Here is a 21,152-nt window from a genome sequence, read left to right as displayed (position 1 = left end):
AAATGCCAAAAACAGGTGGATCTGTTCTGACGGCCGAGCAGGAAAAAGAGCTGCTAAAGCCTATTGATCAGAAGATTGGTTCCATTCAGGCTCAGATTGATGAGCTTCGCGCAAATGGTACCAACAAAGTAATTTCAACACTAAGCGCTATTGAGTCAACAAAGCGCGATAAGTCTATCTCCGCCGAAGAGCGCAACACGCTTATCGAGGGCTACAAGGCTGAGCTGGAGCTTGCAAAGAAGGTTGAGTCCGAGAATAGCGCTCAGGTCTCCAAGCTTATCGCAGAGGCCGAAGCTTATCTTAAGGAGCACTACAAGAACGAGTACCTGGAGCCTGTAAAGGCTAGCTGTGCTCTTGAGAAGGAGCAGGCTAAGCAGAACTACGCTGCTGCTCTTGAGCGCCTCAAGAAGGAGCATGAAGAGGCTGTCAGCAAGACTTCTGACGCTCAAGAAATCAAAGACGAGAAGTACGTCTATAAGAACCGTCAGTTTGATGCAAAGGTCAACTATCAGAAAGACCTTCAGCGCATCAAAGACCGTGCTCATAATGCGTTTAGTCATGAGTATCACCTCATCGACCTTCTCAGGATGTCTAAGTTCACTCCACTGGAGTCTCAGGCTCAGAAGTGGGAGAACTACAAGTACACCTTCAACACCCGTTCATTCTTGCTTCAGAACGGTCTGTACATTGTTATTCTCCTGGTATTCATTGCCCTTTGTATCATTACCCCAGCAGTCAAGGGCACTCAGCTCCTGACATACTCCAACGTCATCAACATTCTTCAGCAGGCATCGCCTCGAATGTTCTTGGCTCTTGGTGTAGCTGGATTGATTCTGCTTACCGGTACTGACCTTTCCATTGGTCGTATGGTTGGTATGGGCATGACCGCTTCAACCATCATCATGCACCAGGGCATCAATACTGGTCAGGTCTTTGGTATCACGTTTGACCTTACTGGTATTCCAATTCCTGTCAGAATCATCATGGCTTTGGTTACCTGTATTGTTCTCTGCACCTGCTTTACCAGTATCGCTGGCTTCTTTACTGCTAAGTTTAAGATGCACCCATTCATCTCGACCATGGCTAACATGCTGATTATCTTTGGTATTGTTACCTATGCAACAAAGGGTGTTTCGTTTGGTGCTATCGAGCCATCTATTCCAGACATGGTCATTCCACGAATTGGTAAATTCCCATCCATCATTCTGTGGGCAATCGCAGCTATTGCTATTGTTTGGTTCATCTGGAACAAGACCACCTTTGGTAAGAATCTCTATGCAGTAGGTGGAAACCCTGAGGCAGCAGCTGTTTCCGGTATCTCTGTCTTTAGAGTTATGGTTGGCGCTTTTGTTATGGCTGGTATCCTCTACGGATTTGGTTCATGGCTCGAGTGCATGCGTATGGTCGGCTCTGGTTCCGCAGCTTACGGCCAGGGTTGGGACATGGACGCAATCGCAGCCTGCGTTGTTGGTGGCGTCTCGTTCACCGGTGGTATTGGTAAGATCTCCGGTGTTACCGTGGGTGTTCTTATCTTCACCGCACTGACTTACGCACTGACCATTCTTGGTATCGACACCAACCTGCAGTTTGTCTTCTCGGGCGTCATTATTCTGACCGCTGTCACCCTTGACTGCTTGAAGTACGTCCAGAAGAAGTAGCTGGCGCTCCCGCGCCGCGCGCCGCAAGTTCGGAAACGCAGCGCAAGTGTGGAAAGCCTGCTATTACGTGCAAGTTTCGAGGCGTCTACTCACGTAGACGCCTCTTTTTTTGGCGAAAGACAGCGCTTGCACGTTAATGAAAAGTGACTTTACGGGAAATTTAAAAACTAGCTGGTAAAACGCTGTATCAATTTAGACATATGTCCTTTTAGAATTTTCGCAACACACCTAAGTCGGATAATCTGCAATTTTTGTCCTGGAAAGCACACCTATGGCTGATATTCTGCAGATTTAAAGGGAAATAACACACCTATGTCGGAAAATATGTTAACTATCGACAGATTATCCGACTTTACTGTGGTCGTGCCTCTCAAAGCCTGCAGAATGTCCGACATAGATGTGCTCGAAGCGTTGAACAGAGTTTTCTGCGACAGATTATCCGACGTAGATGTGCTCGAAGCGTTGAACAGGGCTATCTGCGACAGATTATCCGACATAGGTGTGTTAGAAGGGTCAAATCAGATCCCACATCCAACAGAATATCTGACTTTGCTGTGCTTGAGCGTTCTTTAACTGTCGTGGGCTGACGATTTGGCGGTAAAAAACAAGAGAGCCGATTTTCTCGGCCCTCTTGCTGGGTGATCTTTGCGATTGCGAGATACGTTATTGCACGTGGAGCATCGTGAGCTACGAACGAACCTGTGGACGGTAGTAGCTACAGAGACTCGAGGAAGCGATGCTGTGCTGCTCGTCCTTCTTCGTTCCACTTGAATACGCCGGCGTCTTCAAGGACGTGCGAGAAGACAATGCCAACTTCGTCGTAAATGTACTTCTTGAGCTGCTCGGATGAGAGAGAAGAGATGTCCTTCTTCGAAGCCGCATCTTTGCTAGAACCGTCGCCCTGCTCAAGCAGCTTGGCGTAGATCTGGCGAGCCCAATCGGCATGAGAGATGGTGGTGGAGTCCGTAGTCAGCTGTCCATAGACTGCGTTAGCTTTCTTGCCATTTGCCAGGCACTGCTCCATTACAGACTGAACTTTATTGAGCTCTGGCACAAGACGAGGCGGAAGCACGGCAAGTCCCATGACCTCGATGAGTCCGATATTTTCTTTCTTGATGTGGTGATACTCAGCATGTGGATGGAAGATGCCAAGCGGATGCTTTTCACTGGTAACGTTGCAGCGCAGCGCAAGAAAGACCTCGTAGCTGCCGCTCTCAAGCTTGCGAACAACAGGGGTAACCGTGTTGTGGGGCTCGCCGTCAGTTTCCGCATAAACAGAGACAGATTCGTCGGTATAGCTGCGCCATGCGGTGATGATAAACTCTGCAGCTTTGAGTGTTTCTTCTCGACTGGTAGAGGAGAGGCGAAGAACGGAGAGTGGCCACTTGAGAATTGCGCCCGCCACCTCGGGGAACTGCTTGAGCTCAAACTCTTCCGCAACTTCTGCACGCATCATAGGGAACTCGTAACGTCCGCCCTGGTAGTGATCGTGCGAGAGGATCGATCCACCCACAATGGGCAGGTCAGCGTTTGAACCAATGAAGTAGTGGGGAAACCTGTCCACAAAGTCAAAGAGGTTGACCAGCGCCTCGTGATCAATGTGCATAGGAATGTGATCCGAGTTCATGGCAATGCAGTGCTCGTTGAAGTATGCGTACGGACTGTACTGGAATCCCCAACGATGCTGGTTGAGCTCAATGGGGATGATGCGCAGGTTCTGCCTGGCAGGATGAGCGCCTGCACCAGACGAAGCGCCGCGTCCAGAATAACCCTCATTATCAAGGCAGAGCTGGCATGCAGGGTACTTCTCGCCAGAAGTGTTTTGAGCCGTTTTAGCTGCAGCAATCTCGCGAGGATCTTTTTCTGGCTTGGAGAGGTTGATGGTAATCTCTAAGTCTCCCCAGGTAGTTGGGGTAGTCCACGTGATATTCCTGGCAATGGCGCTTCTTCTGACATAGCCTGCGTCGCAGCAAAGCGTGTAGAACCAGTCAGTTGCGGCGCGAGGTCCCTCGGCAACGTACAGCTCATTGAAATGGTGCGCCACCTCGGAAGGCTTTGGCAGCAGAAGGCCCATGACGCGCATAGCAAAAGAGTCTTCACCGCTCTGGGTGTTCTCGGCAAGACCGTGAGCAACAGCTAGGCGAGCAAGCTCGGCAAGTGTCTGGTCAAGATTAAACGACGCTAGGTCAATCTTCTCCCAAGGCTTAACGGGGGCGGGCCCCTCGTACGAAAGCATGTCCAACAGCGCGTTATAGCACCAGGTCAAATCCTCAGTTTGAATAAGTCCGCGCTCGCATGCATACGCGACAAGCTGCTGAATGCAAAGTGCGCTTTCATTGTCTGCTACAGCCATTGTGCACAAGCTCCCTGGTCAGAGATGGCGTAGTGGCGGCAGGCGCCTTCGCCAAACCACTGGTTCATTTGTGAAATGAAGGTCTCGACTAGGGCGAGAGGAACAAAGCACTGGATAGAGCCACCAAAACCGCCACCGTGAATGCGAACGGCGCCAGAACCTTTTAAGATGCTCTCGGCCAAACCGAGGGCAAGCATAGCTGGCTGATACGAGCCAGAAGTAGAAACGTTCTGCAGGTACATGCCTGAGCTTGCGCCAGAAGCGTTGGTGAGCGCAATAAAGGACTCAATATCGGAGTTCTGAAGGTCTGTCCACCTCTTATCTACCAGGTCATTCTCGTACCAGTAGTGAATAGCGCGGAGAAGAGCGCGGTCTCCAAGCTCTTCTCGCAATTCAGTAACGCGAGCCTGGAAGTCTTCAACCGGAACCTCAGAGAGGCGTGTCTTGCCAAAGGCTGCTGCAACTTTCTGCATCTCTACGGGAACAGCCGCGTATTCATCTGTGAAGGCAACATGGTCGCAGCCAACATCAACAAGGCAGAGGGCGTAGCCGTAATCCTCAAAGTTAAGGTCCAGCTTTTCTGCCTTGGGCTCTGCAGAATCCTCAAAGTTCATAAAGGCAAGGCCGCCAAGGCAAACAGCAAGCTGATCCATAAGGCCGCAAGGCTTGCCAAAGTAAACGTTTTCTGTGTTCTGGCTCATTTGAGCAAGTTTAACCGCAGAAATCTCGGAGCCACCTTCCCAGAGTGCTTCCATTGCGCGACCTGCTGCAGCCTCAAAAGCAGCAGAGGAAGAAAGTCCACCGCCACCAGGTACGTCGCTTACTACTGCCATGTCAAAACCAGTTGGTTCAAAGCCAAGTTTGACCAGGTTTGCAGCCATGCCGCGAACAATGGCCTTAGTGGTAAGGAACTCATCCTCTGAGGGTTCCAGATTTGTGAAATCTACCTCAAAAGGATCGTATCCAACGCTGGCAACACGAATAACGCCCAGGTTATTAGGTGCGCAAATAGCGTCAATAGCAACATCTAGGGCGCCGGCAATAACATGACCACCCTCGTGATCAGTGTGATTACCAGCAATCTCGGAGCGACCAGGCGCATGTACTGCAAGATAGCGGTCAGCTTTTCCGAACATTTGCTCAAAGTGCTCTTTTGCGCGATTGAGCTGAGCTGTGGTTTTCTCGTCAAACGTGTGAGCCATGGTGTTCCTTTCCCTTTAGTGCTGTGAAGCCAGGTATCTTAAAAGAATCTATAAACAATCTGTGAGCTGTATGGCTGCTCAGGCGTGCATGTGGGCTGAGGCCACTCTACATGGTGAGCGCAATCTGGATAAAACTCGCTCTCAAATGCAAAACCAGCCTGAGGCTTGTAAATAGCGCCGTCTTTTGCACGTGCCTCATCAAGCCAGTTGCCGGTATAAAGATGAGCACCTGGAGCGGTAATTTGAATCTCAAGCGAGCGCCCGCTTTCTGATGTGGCGAGAAGAGCGGGGCGCAACTGACCGTTTTCATAGTTGTTAATGGCAAAGCAGTGATCATAGCCATGAGCAATGTTGAGCTGCTTGTTATCTACACCAAGATCTTTACCAATGGTCTTAGGTGCGCGGAAATCAAAAGGTGTTCCTGCAACAGCATCTATGGTTCCCGCGGAAACTGAGTCTTCTCGTAGAGGCAGATACGAATCTGCATGAATGGTCAGACTATGACCGCAGACATCTCCAGAATCATGACCATTAAGGTTGAAGTATACGTGGTTAGTCATGTTTACAAATGTTGCAGCATCGGTTGTGCAGGTATACGTAAGATTTACCGTTGACCGCGCACCCTCTTCAATAAGCTTATAGGTTGCGGTAATGTGGCGGTTTCCTGGTAGTCCATATTCTCCATCTACCAAGTCAATGCTGAAGGTTACCGTATTTTGAGCTTCATCAATTTCTGCCTGCCAAATGCGCTTATGGATACCAGTAACCAGATCAGTATGCAGGTTATTTTGGTTGTCTGGACCGTTGTTTTTAGGAAGATGATAGATAACACCATTAAGTGGAATCTCTGCTTTATCTGCACGATTAGCAGAAGGTCCAATGGAGGCACCAAAGCAGGCGGGGTTATCTAAATACAGGTCAAATAGGCTATATCCAAGAACTACATCTGCCTGCGTCCCATAAACATCTGGAACTGAAATGCCCAAAATGGTGGCACCAAAATTGCTTAATTTAATTGATGAATGGGCGCCGCGAATGGTATACGTAAGCGCAGCAGGGGAGTTAACAAAGCTATCAAAGGGTCGAACATCAATCATCGGATACCTCCGAGATACTACTCATAGTGCATTACACATACTATGTTAACGTACTCATAACGAACTAACAGGAAATTATTAAGTTTTCAGTCAGTGGTATCTTTGCGGGGGCAAACGGTTAGAGCGCAGGTCAAAAGTCCTTCTCGCCGAACGGTTATTTTTTTACCGTGAACGTTTAATTTGCTGCTATATATGCAATTTTATCGCGTTATGCCAATCTGCCTGTTAGTATGAGTACGTAAACAGGCAGATAATCGGAGGAATTCGTGACTCGCTCGCATAGTTCTAGCTCAAATAAACGCTCTGTTTCAATGGCTGATGTTGCGCAAGCCGCTGGTGTTTCTCAGCAGACCGTTTCTCGTGTTGCTAATGGTGCTCAAAACGTGAGCAAGGCAACGCGAGAAAAAGTCCAGGCCGCAATGGAGTCCATGGGCTTTAGGCCAAGCTTTGCAGGCAGGTCGTTAAGGTCTGGTTCGTATCAATCGGTGGGACTCTGTCTGTACGACATTCGTGAGTTTGGTAACTTGGCAACCCTCGATGGCATTGTCTCTGCTGCTCGTGAGCATGAATATGCAATTACGATGATTGAGAAAGGCTCTGACGATGGCCTCTGCCTGCAGGACATTTCTCATCGTATGTCTAATCTTCCTGTTGACGGCATGATTATCAGCATGAGTCTTATGGCATCAGACTTTGAATCATTTGTACCGCAGCCAGGCCTTGGAACAGTGCTTCTTACCATGCACGAGCACCCTTACTGCACAACTGTTGACTCAGATCAGTACGGCTGCTCAAAGCTTGTCATTGATCACCTCTATGAGCTTGGTCATCGCAAGATCTGTTTTGTAGCAGGCCCTTCGTACTCTATTGACTCGCAATTTCGCGAGAAGGGCTGGCGAGATGCCATGTCTGAGTATGGGCTAGAAATTGTTGAGCCTTTAGCTGGCGATTGGACCGCCAATAGTGGCTATGAAATTGGTAAAAAACTGCGAGAAAATCGTGATTTTACTGCAGTTTATGCAGCAAACGACCAGATGGCACTAGGTATCATTGCGGCATTTGAAGAAGTGGGACTGAGCGTACCGGAAGACGTGAGCGTTGTTGGTGTTGACGACTCTCTTGAAGACTATTTGCCTAACTTCTCTTTGACCACCGTACGCTTTAATCTCCTCGAGCGCGGTCGTGTGGCACTTGAGCATACAATACGTGCATCTGAGGCGGGGTATGAGCCTGAAGCAATTAGAATTGCTCCAAAGCTTATTGTTCGTACCACCACAGCGGCACCACAGAAGTAGAGAAGTCTCTTAAAAAGTCGGGTTTCTCGCCATAATCAGCTATACTGTTCAGGCAATAGTTGATTAGAGGAGTTGTATGTCTGAGTCACCAAATAAAGAATTAGGCTGGTCAGTTCAGGTTTCCTTGGATACGCACGAGATTCGTGCAGGAGAGACTGTAACTGCTACTCCTAAGATTATTGGTGCAGACCCTGAGGGCTTTAAATTTCACTATGTGTGGAGTTTGAACGACCGTTGGGATGAGGGTTTTTGGGATACCACAGAGCATCAATTTGGTGATTCAATTCCTAATACGTCGTGGACATATACCTTCCCAGAGCCTGGTCGCTATCATCTTTACATTGATGCATTTGACACGCACAACAACCCTCAGACAGTTACTGCCTGGGTAGTTGTTGCTGGCGATGACGATTTTATGCGTCCACCGCTTCCATCTGAAGACGCAGAGACCGTTGTTGCGGTAAACGGCGTTTCGGAGATCTTTAACATTGCCTCTGAGCAGTTCAACTCTTTGAAAGAGTATTTTATTGCCTTTGCACGCGGCGAGGTTGCTTTTAAGGAGTTCAAGGCTCTTGATGACATCTCATTTGAAGTAAAGCGTGGCGAGGCTTTTGGCCTGGTGGGCACCAACGGCTCTGGCAAGTCTACCATGCTCAAAATCATTGCGGGCGTACTTGAGCCTTCTAAGGGAACTTGTGAGGTTAAAGGTACTATTGCGCCTCTTATTGAGCTTGGTGCTGGCTTTGACATGGAGCTTACCGCTAAAGAGAATATCTACCTCAATGGCGCTCTTCTTGGTTACAAGAAGGAGTTTATTGACTCGCACTTTGACCAGATTGTAGAGTTTGCTGAGCTTGAGGGCTTTATGGACATGCCACTCAAGAACTACTCCTCTGGTATGGTGGCACGTATTGCCTTTGCAATTGCAACCGTTACAGAACCTGACCTGCTCATTGTTGATGAGACGCTCTCGGTGGGAGACTTCCTTTTCCAGCAAAAGTGCGAGAACCGCATCAAAGAGTTGGTCGCTTCTAATAACGTTACCGTTCTTCTGGTTTCTCACTCCATTGACCTGGTTCAGCGCATTTGTGACCGTGCTATTTGGATTGAGAAGGGCAAGCAGCGCATGCTGGGTCCTGTGGATGAAGTTTGTGAAGCTTACGAGCACCTCAAGAGATAATTAAAATTCCTAACCAAAAGTTAGGGTCTGTACGAGTACAATATGTGTGTCTTTAAATGTGGTACGAGATACCCGTAAGGCTCATAGTCATAGTTTTGCCTTTTGGATACCTTGTGCCTGGTCAGGTGAGGTATCTTTTTTATTGGAGGCGCTATGGCTCAAGAAGGTTCGCACTCTCTCATTGTGGATGAGCAGTCCCTTGACCGCATGCTTACACGAATTGCTCACGAAATTGTCGAGAATAACGATGCAATTGAAAACGTTGCTTTGGTGGGCATTGTTCGCCGTGGAGAGGTTTTGGCTTCTCGTCTTGCGGAAAAGATTTTGAGTTTTACCGGATTTAAGCCAAAAGTTGGCTCACTTGATATCAGTTTTTATCGCGATGATTTTAGAAGAAATACCGCACCGGTTCTCCATGCAACTAATATCGATTTTGATATTACAGGTACAAGCGTTGTGCTGGTAGACGATGTTCTTCAGACAGGAAGAACTATCAGAGCAGCACTCGATGCCCTCATCGACTATGGTCGTCCTGAGCGCGTTCAATTGGCCGTAGTAGTTGACCGTGGTCATCGTGAGCTTCCTATTAGACCTGACTATGTGGGAAAGAATGTTCCTTCATCAAAGAGCCAGGTAGTCAGCTTAAATATTAAAGAAATTGATGGTCAGGACTGCGTCTTGCTGTACGAAGCTGACTATTCTGACCCCTTTATTGAGGGAGGAAACTAATGCTTTCGGTTAAACATTTGATTGATACAAACAGTCTGACGCGTGACGATATCCAGCAAATTCTTGATACAGCTCAGTCGTTTGAGGCTGTAAACAACAGAGACATTAAAAAGGTGCCGGCACTTCGTGGCCGCACTATCGTCAACCTGTTCTTAGAGCCTTCTACCAGGACTCGCTCTTCATTTGAGCTTGCCGAGAAACGTCTCTCTGCCGACGCTTTAAACATGGGAGGATCTACCTCATCTGTGGTTAAGGGTGAGTCTTTGGCAGATACCATTCAGACTATCGACGCTATGAACGTTGATATGTTTATCTGCCGTGCAAGACTTGCAGGTACACCGCAGAAGATTACTGAGCACACTGATGCCGTTGTCATCAACGCTGGTGACGGCAAGCATCAGCACCCCACTCAGGCCATGCTTGACCTCTATACCATTCGCAAGAACTTTGGGCATCTTGATGGCCTTAAAGTTGCCATTGTTGGCGACCTTTCTCACAGTCGCGTTGTTGGTTCTTTGGTGCCAGCACTCAAGACTATGGGTGCAGAGGTTGTTCTCGTTGGACCTCCAACATTCCACGTAGACGATCCAAGCTGGTTTGGCTGCTATCAGACCTCACATTTTGATGAGGTCATTGGTGATGTTGACGTCGTGTACATGCTCCGCGTGCAGCTGGAGCGTATGGAAGGAGCTCCTATTCCTTCTCGCCGTGAGTACAACAGGCTTTGGGGCCTTGATGAGCGCCGCAGCAAGCTGATGAAGCCTGAGGCAATTATCTGCCACCCAGGTCCTATGAACCGTGGTATGGAAATTAACAGCGAGGTGGCCGATTGCGCTCGCTCTCGTATTCTTGACCAGGTCAATGCAGGCGTTTTGACGCGCATGGCCGCAATGTATCTGCTTCTGGGAGGAGACTCTGATGGCATTTCTGCTTAAGGGCGCGCGTGTTGTAGACCCGCAGCTTAATCTCGACGCGGTACTGGACGTTCGTATTGACGGAGAAACTATTTCCGAAGTAGCAGCTACGGTTAAGCCTCAAGAGGGTGATACTGTCATTGACGCAAAAGGCAAGGTGCTTACCCCTGGCCTTGTTGATATGCACGTTCACTTTAGAGATCCTGGCTTTGAGTACAAAGAGACCATTGAGACGGGCTCTAGAGCTGCGGTTCATGGTGGCTTTACTGATGTTGCTACTATGCCAAACACCAATCCTGTCACCGATAACGGTCCTGCTGTTCGCTTTCAGATTGATCGTGGCAATGAGGTTGGTCTCATTCACGTCCGTCCTATGGGTGCTCTAACCAAGGGCTCTAAGGGACAAGAGCTTGCTGAGATTGGCAACATGGTTGATGAGGGAGCATCCGCGTTCTCTGACGACGGCCACGGCGTTCAAAGCGCTGGTATGATGCGCACCGTTATGGAGTATGTCTCCCAGTTTGACCGCGTTGTTGCTGCTCACTGTGAGATTGAGTCCATCAGTGCTGGTGGTGTTGTTAACGAAGGTCGCGCAAGCACGCGCCTTGGTATGTTTGGCTGGCCAGCACTTGGTGAGGAGCTGGAAATTTCCAGAGATATTGATCTGTGCCGCCTTACCGGTTGCCCTCTACACATTTGCCACATTTCAACGGGCAGGGGAGCAGAGCTGGTACGTGCAGCTAAGAAGGAAGGCTTGCCTGTTACCGCAGAGGTTTGTCCTCACCATCTCTTCTTGTCTGAAGATGACATCACTGATACGTATAACACCAACCTTAAGATGAATCCACCGCTCAGAACTGCTGAGGATGCGCTTGCTCTTCAGGCAGCGGTTGCAGACGGGACAGTTGATTGTATTGTTACTGACCATGCGCCTCATGCAGCTCACGAGAAGGACTGTGAGTGGGAAATCTCTTACTTTGGCTGCATTGGCCTTGAGACCTCGCTGCCTTTGATGGTCACTAATATGGTGCGTACCAATAAGCTTTCTTACACTGGTCTTGTTCGCGCAATGGCCGTTAATCCTCGTCGTATTCTGCGTCTTGAGCCTGTTAAGATTGCTGCAGGTTACAAGGCTGACCTGACCCTTTTTGACCCAGAAAAGAAGGTTCAGATTACGACAGAGTATTTTGAGAGCAAGTCCAAGAACTCCGCCTTCATTGGCGCTGAGCTCTATGGTGTTGCAACAGATGTGTTTGTTGATGGTAAGCGAGTTCTTGCCAATGAAGTAGTTGTTCCTGGAGGGGAAAAGTAATGCCACTACGTGGAAATGTACAGGTATTTGACTTTACGGTTTTGAGTAATACCCAGGTTGCCCAGAATCTGTATAGAGCCCAGCTCAAGGTACCAGGTCTTTGTAAGTCTCTAGCGCCTGGTCAGTTTGTAAACGTTAATGTTCCAGGCGATAAGCGCCACATTCTTCGCATCCCACTGTCCTTCTCGCTAGCTGATAAAGCAACCGATACGCTCGAGCTTATCTACGCAACGGTAGGCGAGGGTACACGCAGGCTTTCTCAGATGAAGCCTGGTGACGCTAGTGACATGACTGCTCCTTGCGGCCGCCCCTGGCGCCTTAACGCCTCTAGCAAGAGAAGCGTCCTGGTAGCAGGAGGTGTGGGTATCACACCAATTATCGCTGCAGCGCGCAAGCTTACAGAGCTGGGTGTTGAGTTTGACGCGGTCATTGGCGCACAAACTGCCGAGAAACTCTTTGGAGAAGAAGATCTTCTCGCCTTGGGCGCACAGAACGTGTACGTCACAACGGATGACGGTTCTAAGGGTACTAAGGGCTTTGTAACAGCAGCTTTGGAGGAACCTCTAAGTCAAGGTGTTTGGGACGCTGTGTATACCTGCGGTCCAGAGCCTATGATGAGAAGCGTGGCCAAGCTTGCAATTGCCAACAACGTTGCTTGCCAGGTTTCTATGGAGCGTATGATGAGCTGCGCCTTTGGCGCATGCAACACCTGCAATGTCCCACTTGCTAAGGGCGGCTATGCGTCTGCTTGCATGGTTGGACCTGTTTTTGAGGCAAAGGAGATCGCATGGTAGATCAGGTAAAAATGGCCGTTAATCTGGGCGGTATCCAGATGAAAAACCCTATCAACACTGCTGCGGGTACCTTTGGCTACGGTTGGCAGTTTGAGGGTTTCTACGACGTTTCTCTGCTTGGCGCCATCACTATGAAGGGTGTTGCTCGCGTTCCTTGGGAAGGAAACCCAGCTCCTCGTATGTGCGAGCTTAACGGCGGCATGATGAACAGCGTTGGCCTTGCCAATCCTGGAGTGGACGATTTTATCGCCCACACTGATGACTACATGAAAGATCTTGAGGGTCGTGGCACACGCGTTATCATGCAGATGGCAGCACACTCCGTGCAGGAGATGATTGACGTTGTCGAGCGCCTTGAAGAGCTTAATCCACACATCTCAGCTATTGAGCTTAACGTGAGTTGTCCAAATCTTGAGAAGGGCGGTAAGCCCCTCGGTGGTACTCCAGACCAGGCTACAGAGATTATGAAGGCAGTTCGTCCTCTGACAAAGCTGCCCATTCTGGTTAAGATGGCCCCCGTCAACGTTGCCGAGATTGGTAAGGCTTTTGAGGCTGAAGGCGCTGATGGTCTTACGCTCATCAACTCTATTCCAGGCATGTCAATTAACGTCCACACAAGAAAGAGCAGGCTCTCTAAGCCAACTGGCGGCCTCAGTGGTCCTCTCTGCCATAATGCTGCTGTTCGCATGGTTTGGGAGTGCGCAAGTGCGGTTTCTATTCCTATTTGCGGCGTTGGTGGCGTAGAAACGGGCGAGGATGCTGCAGAGTTTATCCTTGCGGGAGCTACGGCTGTCTCGGTGGGTTCTGCAAACCTTTATGACCCAATGTGTGCTCCACGTATTCTGAACGAGCTTACTGACTGGGCAAAGTCTCAGGGAGTATCTGACATCCACGAGCTGATTGGAGCTGTTGAATGCTAACAGACGAGCAGGCACGCGACGCCGTTATTGTTGCGCTTGATTGCACAAGAGAAAGAGCTCTGGAGCTCACCGATCTTCTCGCCGGCCATGCACGCTGGGTTAAGGTTGGCATGACGCTTTTTTATCGCTACGGACCCTCGATGGTAGATGAGATGCACGCTCGCGGTTTCAAGGTGTTTCTTGACCTTAAGGTGCACGACATTCCATTCCAGGTCAAAGGCGCTGTCCACTCTGCATCGCTTTCTGGTGCAGACATCTTATCTATCCATGGCCTGGGAACCGCTCAGATGATCTCTGCTGGTCGCGAGGGTGCAGAAGAGGCTGCAGCAGAGCGTGGCGTTGATGAGTCTGGCCGCACCAAACTGGTGGCTATCTCTGTGCTTACCAGCATGGATGAGGATGCGCTTCACTCCATTGGCGTAGACGGATCTATTAAGGATGAAGTTGCTCGTTTGGCGTCTCTTTCTTACAACGCAGGTGCCGATGGAATTGTCTGCTCACCTCAGGAAGCACAGGAGATGAGAGAGCTTTTGGGACCAAATGCGCTCATCGTGACTCCTGGAGTACGTCCAGAAGGTGCCGAGAAGGGCGATCAGGTCAGAATTTCCACACCTTCAGCTGCAATTAAGGCTGGAGCAAGCAAATTGGTAGTTGGTAGGCCAATTACCTGCGCAAACGATCCAGTCGAAGCATTTGAATCCATTATTTCGGAGCTCAAAAATTAACGGAAATTGTTGGAATTGTGGTGAACAGGTGGTTTTTGATGCGGAAATATTAAAAAACCCCTTGTAAATAACGTGTTATGTGGCAAACTATTTTGCTGAAGTGCAAAAGGCACATTAAATTGAGTTTCGTATATGAAGTACGAAAACGATGTTTGGAGGAACAATGGCTCTACCTACACTTACCGATGAGCAGCGCAAGGCAGCACTTGAGAAGGCAGCTCAGGCTCGTCACGCTCGTGCAGAGCTTCGCGAGAAGGTTAAGACTGGTAAGGTCTCCCTTAAAGAGGTCCTTGATTCTACCGATCCTATTGCTGAGCGTATGAAGGTTTCCGCTCTTATCGAGTCCCTTCCTGGCTATGGCAAGGCAAAGGCAGCAAAGATTATGGACGAGCTCGGAATTTCCGCAACTCGCCGCGTTAAGGGCCTTGGCGCTCGTCAGCGTGAGCAGCTCCTCGAGGCACTGACCAAGTAGTGGCTCGTTCAGCCAAACTTTTTGTAGTATCTGGACCGTCAGGTGTAGGAAAAGGAACGCTTGTCTCTCTGTTGAGGGACAAGCGCCCAAACCTAGGCCTGACGGTTTCGGCTACTACGCGCTCTCCACGACCAGGAGAAGTCGATGGAGTTGCGTATTATTTTCTCTCCGATGAAGAATTTAAAAAGCGCGTTGATGCTGGTGAATTCCTTGAGTGGGCTCATGTTCATGGTCATTGCTATGGCACGCTCAAATCCGAGGTTGATCGCCTGATTTCTGCAGGTCAGTCTGTTGTTCTAGAGATTGACGTTCAGGGTGGACTTATGGTCCACAAACAATACCCCAACGCCATTCTCGTCTTTATTAAACCACCTTCATTTGAAGAGCTTGAGCAGCGCCTTAGAGGTCGTGGTACAGAAGACGAGAAGACCATTTCTACGAGACTTTCTAATGCTTCGCGTGAAATGGAGCATGCAAACGACTATACTGTTTGCATTGTGAACGACAACCTTGAGACTGCTCTGAGCAAGCTCGAGGAAGTTTTTGATGACTATGAATCAGACGGAGGTCAGCTTTAATGTCTGTTATTAAGCCTGAGATTGACAGCCTGCTTCAGAAGACTGAGCAGAATCCATTCTTGCTTTGCTCACTTGCTTCTAAGCGTGCTTGCGATATTAACAATATGCTTCACGGTCAGCACCTGCGTGTAACCGCTGTTCAGGATTTTGATGACATTACTACTGTTGCAAGTGGTAAAGATTCTGTCTCTATTGCTATGAAAGAGATTAACGACGGTACCCTTGGCTTTGTTAAAGATTCTTTTGACGAGGCAATTAAGGGCGAGAACACCATCGTTTACTAAGAGTTATGACTGAAAGAGTATGTCTGGTTCACTACCACGAAATTGGTTTAAAGGGTAAGAACCGATCCACTTTTGAAAATCAGTTGGTAACAAATTTGCGACGAGCCCTCCGACACTTTCCAGTGGCGGGGGTTTCTCGCATTTCTGGCTATCTTCTTGTAGAAACCACTGATAAACAAGCAACTGAAGAGCTGCAACATGCTGTGGCCCAGGTTCCTGGCGTTGCACGTGCTTCTTTGGCGTATCGTTGTGGCTTAGATGAGCAGGAGTTTTGTAACGCCGCCGTGAAGGCGCTGGGGGAGTCCGGTGACTTTGCTACGTTTAAAGTGCATGCTCGTCGTTCCTCAACGGTCTATCCAAAGCATTCCATTGAGATTAACCAGCTTGTTGGTGCAGTACTTTGCGAGAATTTCCCTGATAAAAAAGTTCAGATGCATAATCCGGATATGACGGTCTATGTACACGTTGTTCAGGGCAACGCATACGTTTACGCTGCATCTATTCATGGCGTTGGTGGTCTTCCTGTTGGTACTGCGGGCAAGGTTGTGTCGCTTCTTTCTAGCGGTATTGATTCGCCTGTTGCCACATGGATGGTTGGTCGTAGGGGAGCTACGGTTATTCCTGTTCACTTCTCTGGACGTCCCATGACTTCCGATACCAGTGAATATCTGTGCCAGGATATCATTGAGGCTCTTGAGCCTGCTGGTCTTATTGGCAGAATGTATGTTGTGCCCTTTGGCGAGCACCAGCGTGAGATTTCCCTTGCTGTTCCACAGGCTCTTCGTGTCATTATGTATCGTCGCGTGATGTACATCATTGCGCAGAAGATTGCAGAGCTTGAGGGCGCTAAAGCCCTGGTAACTGGCGAGTCACTTGGTCAAGTTGCTTCTCAGACGCTTGATAACATTGCTGCTGTCAACGAGGCAGTCACCATACCTGTTTTGAGGCCTCTGATTGGCTCTGACAAGCAAGAAATCATCCGTCGCGCCCAAGATATCAACACGTTTGATATCTCAACGCAGACGGCTCCTGATTGCTGCACATTGTTTATGCCTCGACGTCCTGAGACTCACGCAAGAATGCGAGAAGTTCTTGAAGCATGGAATTCCTTTGACCATGAAGCCATGATTGATGACGTTATGCAACATATTGAGTACATTGACTTTAGTCAGTGTCCTTCATATAAGCCACCTAAAAAGCTTGCTGCTCGTCATAAAGAACTTGCTCCTGCAGAGTTTATTGCTGACTAGGATATTTTTAAGTCTGAAGTATTTCTGCAGTTCAAAGGTTTTGATAGCTTTGCTCAGATACATTTTTAGAATCCGCCCCGTAAAAGGGCGGATTTTTTATGCGAGTGGTTTGATAATCTTATTTAGTGCAATTCTGTACTTGTTAGTTTGTGCAATATATCTGGTAACTGTTGATAACTGTGTCAGATTACCAGCAGTTTTAGGACAAAACTATTAGATGAATCTTTAAAAGTACCGCTTCTCATTAACCTAATAGTTGAATATAAATCTGAGGTGATTGTATGGCTCAGATTTCAAATAACCGCACTCAAGTAATTAATAAATTGATGAGAAGATTTAATCTATCTCAGCAACAACTCATAGCGGTTGCCGCTGTGGTTGTCCTAGCTATTGTGTCGGCAGTTGTATTAATTGGAATAATTTCTGCTGGAACATCAGAGTCTTTTGATAGATCGCATAATCAAGGAGACTCTACGCAAGGAGTGACTGTTGCAGAAAATCCACAACATACGGAAGAAGATAATGCTACAGATCAGCCAGGAGCTGATCATAAGATTAAAGAAGCTTCTCCTCAAATGATGGTTCATGTTGATGGAGCTGTTAAGTCACCAGGACTTTACGCTCTACAAATGGCAAACCCACGCGTGAATGATGCTATTCAAATAGCAGGAGGTTTAACTGAAGATGCAAACGGGCAAGGGATTAATCTAGCGGCTCCTGTTGAAGATGGTCAAAAAATATATATTCCTAAAAAGGGAGAAGAGCCGCCACCAGAGATTCCACAGCCAGAGCAAAACAAAGCCACAAGCAATAAGCAAACAAATACGAAGAGAGATAAAAAGACAGTTGTAGATATTAATCGAGCAACTGTAGAAGAATTAACCAAGCTTCAAGGTGTGGGAGAAGGGCTAGCTCAGCGAATTGTTGCAGACAGACAAAAGAACGGACCTTTTAAAACAACTGAAGATTTGATGCGTGTTTCTGGAATTGGCCAGAAAAAGTTTGATCAGCTCAAGGACAATATTCGTGTCTAAGGTGATAGAACAACCCACTAGGCCTTTTATTCCGTATAGCCTTTGTATCTTGCTATTTGTTTGTGTATGGCTGCAAGTTTTTATCGCAAGAAACGTAATGCTTGATACTATTTTGCTTCAGATTTTAGGAAGCTGCATGGCGGCGGCATTAGGACTTTGGTATGTAAAGTACGCGCATACCAGCCTTATGACTGTTGGAGTGGTTTTACTTTCACTTGTAATTATCTTTATCAGGTCTTCTTTTATATATGCCAGTCAAATGGCATCGGTAGATCTTTTAGAGTCAACTGCTATACACGATTTTGAATTAGTCGTATCAAGAGATTTAGTCTATAAAAATCATACATGGACTGGTCAGGCGTCTGTCTTTTACCAAGGTAGTTGTATTGGATTTGTGGGCATACATGCCAAGGAACCATTCTTGCGAGAAACTCATCTTTGTTGTGAAGGCAGGTTTACACAATATAAAGATAAGGAGTTTTCAGAAGAACAATTTAAGAGAGGAGTACTTGGTTCAATTCAGATAACCAAGGTGAACTCAAAAACCTATGAAGAGGGAATTATTGGAGAAGTTGCCCAATTTAGAGAAAACTGTATTTCTCAACTTCAACCAGAGCAGAGCTTTGGCCGAGCGTTAGTTGCATGCGGTCTTTGTGCCTATAGGCCTAGCTTGTATAGCTTTAACATTCCTAGAATATTTATGCGTTGCGGTCTAATGCATCTCATTGCAATTTCTAGTTGTCACATGGTAATTCTCTCTACCTTTATTGACGCTTTTCTTAAAAAGCTAACGATAAAACCTCTTTTAAGAGGGGTAGTGAATTTATTTTTACTCAGTAGCTACGCGCTTTTCTGTGGATTACCTGCGTCTGCAATGAGGGCAATACTTCTTGTTGAACAAAAATACGTAATGCAATATGTGGGAAGAAAAAATCATACGCTCTCAGCAGTTTCTATCGTTGCATTATTTATGCTTTGTATAGATCCACAGCTAAGTGTGAATATTGCTTTCACTTTGTCTTTAGCATGTATTTTTGGCATGAATATTTACGGCGGTCTTGCTCAGTACTATGCAAAAATTGCTTTTCACATATCTGGATATGGAACAATACAGAAGATCCTTAGAAAACCGTTTTCTGACGTGCGAAATACTATGTGTGCCACAACCGTTGCTCAGCTATCGTGCCTTCCAATTTATTGCATGTACTTTGGTCATTTTTCTTTACTTGCTCCTCTTTCAAGTGCGCTGATTACAAGTTTATTTTCTCTTCTGAGCTTATTTGGAATTGGAGCAATAGCTTTATGTTGGTTTAAACCGGCTCAAGATGTTGCTTTCTGCCTTGTGGATTTTCTTGGTCAGTTTATAGAGACTCTTACTTCTTTTTTATCCGAAAGATCTTTTGCAAGCGTGTCGTTAACTGACATGAGCTGGATAGTTTCATTGCTTGTGTTTGCAGCAATGGTGGCTCTTTACGTGTTTTGGCCAAAAGGGAAAAGAGTAGTTTTATCTGGCATTTGTTTGATGATGTTTATGCTTATTTTGGGTTTAAGTATCTACTGGAAGTTTTTCTCGCCAACAAGAATTTGTGTGATGGATATTGGCCAAGGAGATGCCATATTGCTCAGTGACGGCGCGCATTCTCTGCTCGTAGACACGAGTGTGGGAGATGTGGTTAATGACGCTCTAGAGCGACAACACATCTCATATCTTGATGCTATTTTGCTCACACACCTTGATGAGGATCATGCTGGTGGCGTGAGGTATATGGTTGATTCGGTGAAGGCAGGTCAGGTATTAGTTGGAGAAGGAATAACAAAACAAGAAAAACCTGAGCTTCAGAGAGCTATTCAGAGGATTTCCGGCAGCAACTCCTATGAAGTTTTATATGGTGATGAATTTGATGTTGGTCGCTTTCATGTCCGGGTAGTGTGGCCACATAGGGGATATAAAGCTAAAGAAGCTAATAATGCGTCGGTTGAGCTGTACGTAACGTATAACGATGGTCAGAATACCCTGACTACGCTTTTAACAGGAGACGCTGAAAGAGATCAAACAAAAGAGACGGTAACATCGGGTGATGTTGGCGATATTGATTTCTTAAAAGTCGGCCATCATGGAGCGGCAAAGTCACTCTATCCAGAAACTGCTCGCGCGCTAAAACCTGAGGTAGCAGTTGCAAGTGCTGGAAAGAATAATCGTTATGGACATCCTAAACAGGAAGCGGTGGATATCTTAGAGGGTGTTGGCGCAAGGTTTTATTGCACAAAAGATTATGGAGACGTCACCGTATTTCCCGGAGAACATGGACCTAGGGTAAGTGTGCAACATGCTAAAGTAGATACAGATTTAGAGGAGGAAAAAGATGGCGGAGCAGGCTAAGCTACTAGCTGCATATTTGGCTGTTGGCCCTGACGAGATGAAGCGTGCGAGGGCTATAGACAAACTTAAAAGCCGTCTTAACCAGAGTTTTATTACGTTTAATCTTGATGAGATTTCTGTAAGTGCTGAGCTGACTCCAGAATCTGTTCTGTCTTCTGCTCAGACACTTCCTATGGGTGATTCTAGACGAATTGTTGTCATTGATGATGCAGGTAAATTGCCTAAGTCTGTGTCAGAGGCTCTTGTTGGGTATCTAAAGAACCCCAATCCAACTACAACGCTGATGCTTTCTGCAAGTAAACTTGCCAAAACAACAAGGCTCTACAAAGCAGTTGACGCTTTAGGTAAGCTCGCAGTTATTAATTGCGGTGCAATGACCAGAAGTGAATTGCCTAAATATATAGGAGATCTTGGAAGAAAGTATGGGCTACAAATTCCAGTAAATGTGGCCAACGAGCTCGTAAGTCGTGTTGGCGATAATACCACCATGCTCGATTCTCAGATTAAATCTCTAGCAGCTCTGTTGGGTCGTCCTGGTGCAATTGACGTTCAGTTTGTAGAGACTCATGTTGCACGAGTGGTTGAGGTCAAGCCGTGGGATTTTCTCGACAGCTTATCAGCGAGAAATGCTCAAAAGGCTTTGGAGCTTTACAGTCAGATGGATGAATCGGGAGCTATTGGAAATCTGTCACTTATGACTGGACGCGTAAGAGAGCTTATTTGCGCTAGGTCTATGGTTAAGCGAGGTACAGAACGGGAAATTGCCTCAGTTTTGGGCAAGCAGGACTGGCAAGTAAGAAATTATGCACGCTGGGCGCGTCAATTTGCAGATGGTGAGCTTGAATATATTCTGGGCCTCTGTGCAGATGCAGAACGTGGTCTTAAGAGTGGAGAAGATAAAACAACCACAATGACCAAGCTCATCTTTGCTTTGTGCGGCGTCGCAAATGTGTAGATTCAAAGAATTCAGGTAAG

19 protein-coding genes are annotated in these 21,152 nt (G+C 47.3%); 16 read left to right on the top strand and 3 right to left on the bottom strand.

Annotated features, from left to right (window positions below; all coding sequences use genetic code 11):
- The first annotated feature begins 2 nt into the window (after window positions 1-2).
- Entirely contained in the window at window positions 3-1,658 is a 1,656-nt protein-coding gene (locus HMPREF1493_RS02770) for a galactose/methyl galactoside ABC transporter permease MglC (protein WP_035427683.1), read from the top strand.
- Window positions 1,659-2,373: 715 nt separating this feature from the next.
- Here the strand turns inward: HMPREF1493_RS02770 and HMPREF1493_RS02765 are convergent.
- The 3 genes from HMPREF1493_RS02765 to HMPREF1493_RS02755 are packed head-to-tail and all read right to left on the bottom strand — an operon-like array spanning window position 2,374 to window position 6,310.
- Entirely contained in the window at window positions 2,374-4,011 is a 1,638-nt protein-coding gene (locus tag HMPREF1493_RS02765; RefSeq protein ID WP_035427682.1) for a UDP-glucose--hexose-1-phosphate uridylyltransferase, read from the bottom strand.
- Entirely contained in the window at window positions 4,002-5,213 is a 1,212-nt protein-coding gene (locus HMPREF1493_RS02760; protein ID WP_035427680.1) for a galactokinase, read from the bottom strand. Before HMPREF1493_RS02760 ends, HMPREF1493_RS02765 begins: the two co-directional genes overlap by 10 nt.
- A gap of 38 nt (window positions 5,214-5,251) precedes the next feature.
- The gene (locus HMPREF1493_RS02755; protein ID WP_035427679.1) at window positions 5,252-6,310 is read right to left on the bottom strand and encodes an aldose epimerase family protein; all 1,059 of its coding nucleotides are present in this window, start codon (window positions 6,308-6,310) and stop codon (window positions 5,252-5,254) included.
- A 266-nt stretch (window positions 6,311-6,576) separates the two neighbouring features.
- Here HMPREF1493_RS02755 and HMPREF1493_RS02750 point away from each other — a divergent pair, with 266 nt between their 5' ends.
- The 15 genes from HMPREF1493_RS02750 (at window position 6,577) to holA (ending at window position 21,132) form a co-directional block, all read left to right on the top strand.
- On the top strand, window positions 6,577-7,605 hold the full coding sequence (locus HMPREF1493_RS02750; protein ID WP_035427678.1) for a LacI family DNA-binding transcriptional regulator: 1,029 nt from the start codon (window positions 6,577-6,579) through the stop codon (window positions 7,603-7,605).
- Window positions 7,606-7,681: 76 nt separating this feature from the next.
- Window positions 7,682-8,785, top strand: coding sequence for an ABC transporter ATP-binding protein (locus HMPREF1493_RS02745; RefSeq protein WP_353573412.1), 1,104 nt, complete (start codon window positions 7,682-7,684; stop codon window positions 8,783-8,785).
- A gap of 153 nt (window positions 8,786-8,938) precedes the next feature.
- Window positions 8,939-9,514: a bifunctional pyr operon transcriptional regulator/uracil phosphoribosyltransferase PyrR gene (gene pyrR, locus HMPREF1493_RS02740; RefSeq protein ID WP_035427677.1), complete on the top strand. Its 576-nt coding sequence runs from the start codon at window positions 8,939-8,941 to the stop codon at window positions 9,512-9,514.
- Window positions 9,514-10,449 (top strand): aspartate carbamoyltransferase catalytic subunit, encoded by a 936-nt coding sequence (locus HMPREF1493_RS02735; RefSeq protein WP_035427676.1) that lies wholly within the window; start codon window positions 9,514-9,516, stop codon window positions 10,447-10,449. The genes pyrR and HMPREF1493_RS02735 overlap by 1 nt, the downstream gene beginning before the upstream one ends.
- Window positions 10,433-11,740 carry a dihydroorotase gene (locus HMPREF1493_RS02730; RefSeq protein WP_035427675.1) on the top strand — a complete coding sequence of 436 codons (1,308 nt, stop codon included), beginning with the start codon at window positions 10,433-10,435 and terminating at the stop codon, window positions 11,738-11,740. Before HMPREF1493_RS02735 ends, HMPREF1493_RS02730 begins: the two co-directional genes overlap by 17 nt.
- Complete coding sequence (locus HMPREF1493_RS02725; protein ID WP_035427674.1) at window positions 11,740-12,534, top strand: dihydroorotate dehydrogenase electron transfer subunit; 795 nt, start codon at window positions 11,740-11,742, stop codon at window positions 12,532-12,534. The genes HMPREF1493_RS02730 and HMPREF1493_RS02725 overlap by 1 nt, the downstream gene beginning before the upstream one ends.
- Complete coding sequence (locus tag HMPREF1493_RS02720; RefSeq protein WP_035427672.1) at window positions 12,528-13,454, top strand: dihydroorotate dehydrogenase; 927 nt, start codon at window positions 12,528-12,530, stop codon at window positions 13,452-13,454. Before HMPREF1493_RS02725 ends, HMPREF1493_RS02720 begins: the two co-directional genes overlap by 7 nt.
- Window positions 13,448-14,179 (top strand): orotidine-5'-phosphate decarboxylase, encoded by a 732-nt coding sequence (gene pyrF, locus HMPREF1493_RS02715; protein WP_035427670.1) that lies wholly within the window; start codon window positions 13,448-13,450, stop codon window positions 14,177-14,179. Before HMPREF1493_RS02720 ends, pyrF begins: the two co-directional genes overlap by 7 nt.
- 163 nt (window positions 14,180-14,342) lie before the next feature.
- A complete protein-coding gene (gene mihF, locus HMPREF1493_RS02710; protein ID WP_012808895.1) occupies window positions 14,343-14,651 on the top strand; it encodes an integration host factor, actinobacterial type in 309 nt (102 codons plus the stop codon).
- The gene (gmk, locus tag HMPREF1493_RS02705; protein ID WP_035427669.1) at window positions 14,651-15,229 is read left to right on the top strand and encodes a guanylate kinase; all 579 of its coding nucleotides are present in this window, start codon (window positions 14,651-14,653) and stop codon (window positions 15,227-15,229) included. Before mihF ends, gmk begins: the two co-directional genes overlap by 1 nt.
- Complete coding sequence (locus HMPREF1493_RS02700; protein WP_012808893.1) at window positions 15,229-15,513, top strand: DNA-directed RNA polymerase subunit omega; 285 nt, start codon at window positions 15,229-15,231, stop codon at window positions 15,511-15,513. Before gmk ends, HMPREF1493_RS02700 begins: the two co-directional genes overlap by 1 nt.
- A 5-nt stretch (window positions 15,514-15,518) precedes the next feature.
- Window positions 15,519-16,763 carry a tRNA uracil 4-sulfurtransferase ThiI gene (gene thiI / locus HMPREF1493_RS02695; protein ID WP_035427666.1) on the top strand — a complete coding sequence of 415 codons (1,245 nt, stop codon included), beginning with the start codon at window positions 15,519-15,521 and terminating at the stop codon, window positions 16,761-16,763.
- A gap of 281 nt (window positions 16,764-17,044) precedes the next feature.
- Entirely contained in the window at window positions 17,045-17,797 is a 753-nt protein-coding gene (locus HMPREF1493_RS02690) for a ComEA family DNA-binding protein (protein ID WP_051485229.1), read from the top strand.
- A 97-nt stretch (window positions 17,798-17,894) separates the two neighbouring features.
- The gene (locus HMPREF1493_RS02685) at window positions 17,895-20,177 is read left to right on the top strand and encodes a ComEC/Rec2 family competence protein (protein ID WP_156921375.1); all 2,283 of its coding nucleotides are present in this window, start codon (window positions 17,895-17,897) and stop codon (window positions 20,175-20,177) included.
- The gene (gene holA / locus HMPREF1493_RS02680; protein WP_035427662.1) at window positions 20,161-21,132 is read left to right on the top strand and encodes a DNA polymerase III subunit delta; all 972 of its coding nucleotides are present in this window, start codon (window positions 20,161-20,163) and stop codon (window positions 21,130-21,132) included. Before HMPREF1493_RS02685 ends, holA begins: the two co-directional genes overlap by 17 nt.
- Window positions 21,133-21,152: the final 20 nt, after the last annotated feature.

It is taken from the genome of Atopobium sp. ICM42b, assembly GCA_000564995.1.
Lineage (GTDB): Bacteria > Actinomycetota > Coriobacteriia > Coriobacteriales > Atopobiaceae > Lancefieldella.
The sequence above is the reverse complement of the archived record's forward strand: the minus strand, read 5'-3'. Positions and strand labels throughout refer to the sequence as shown.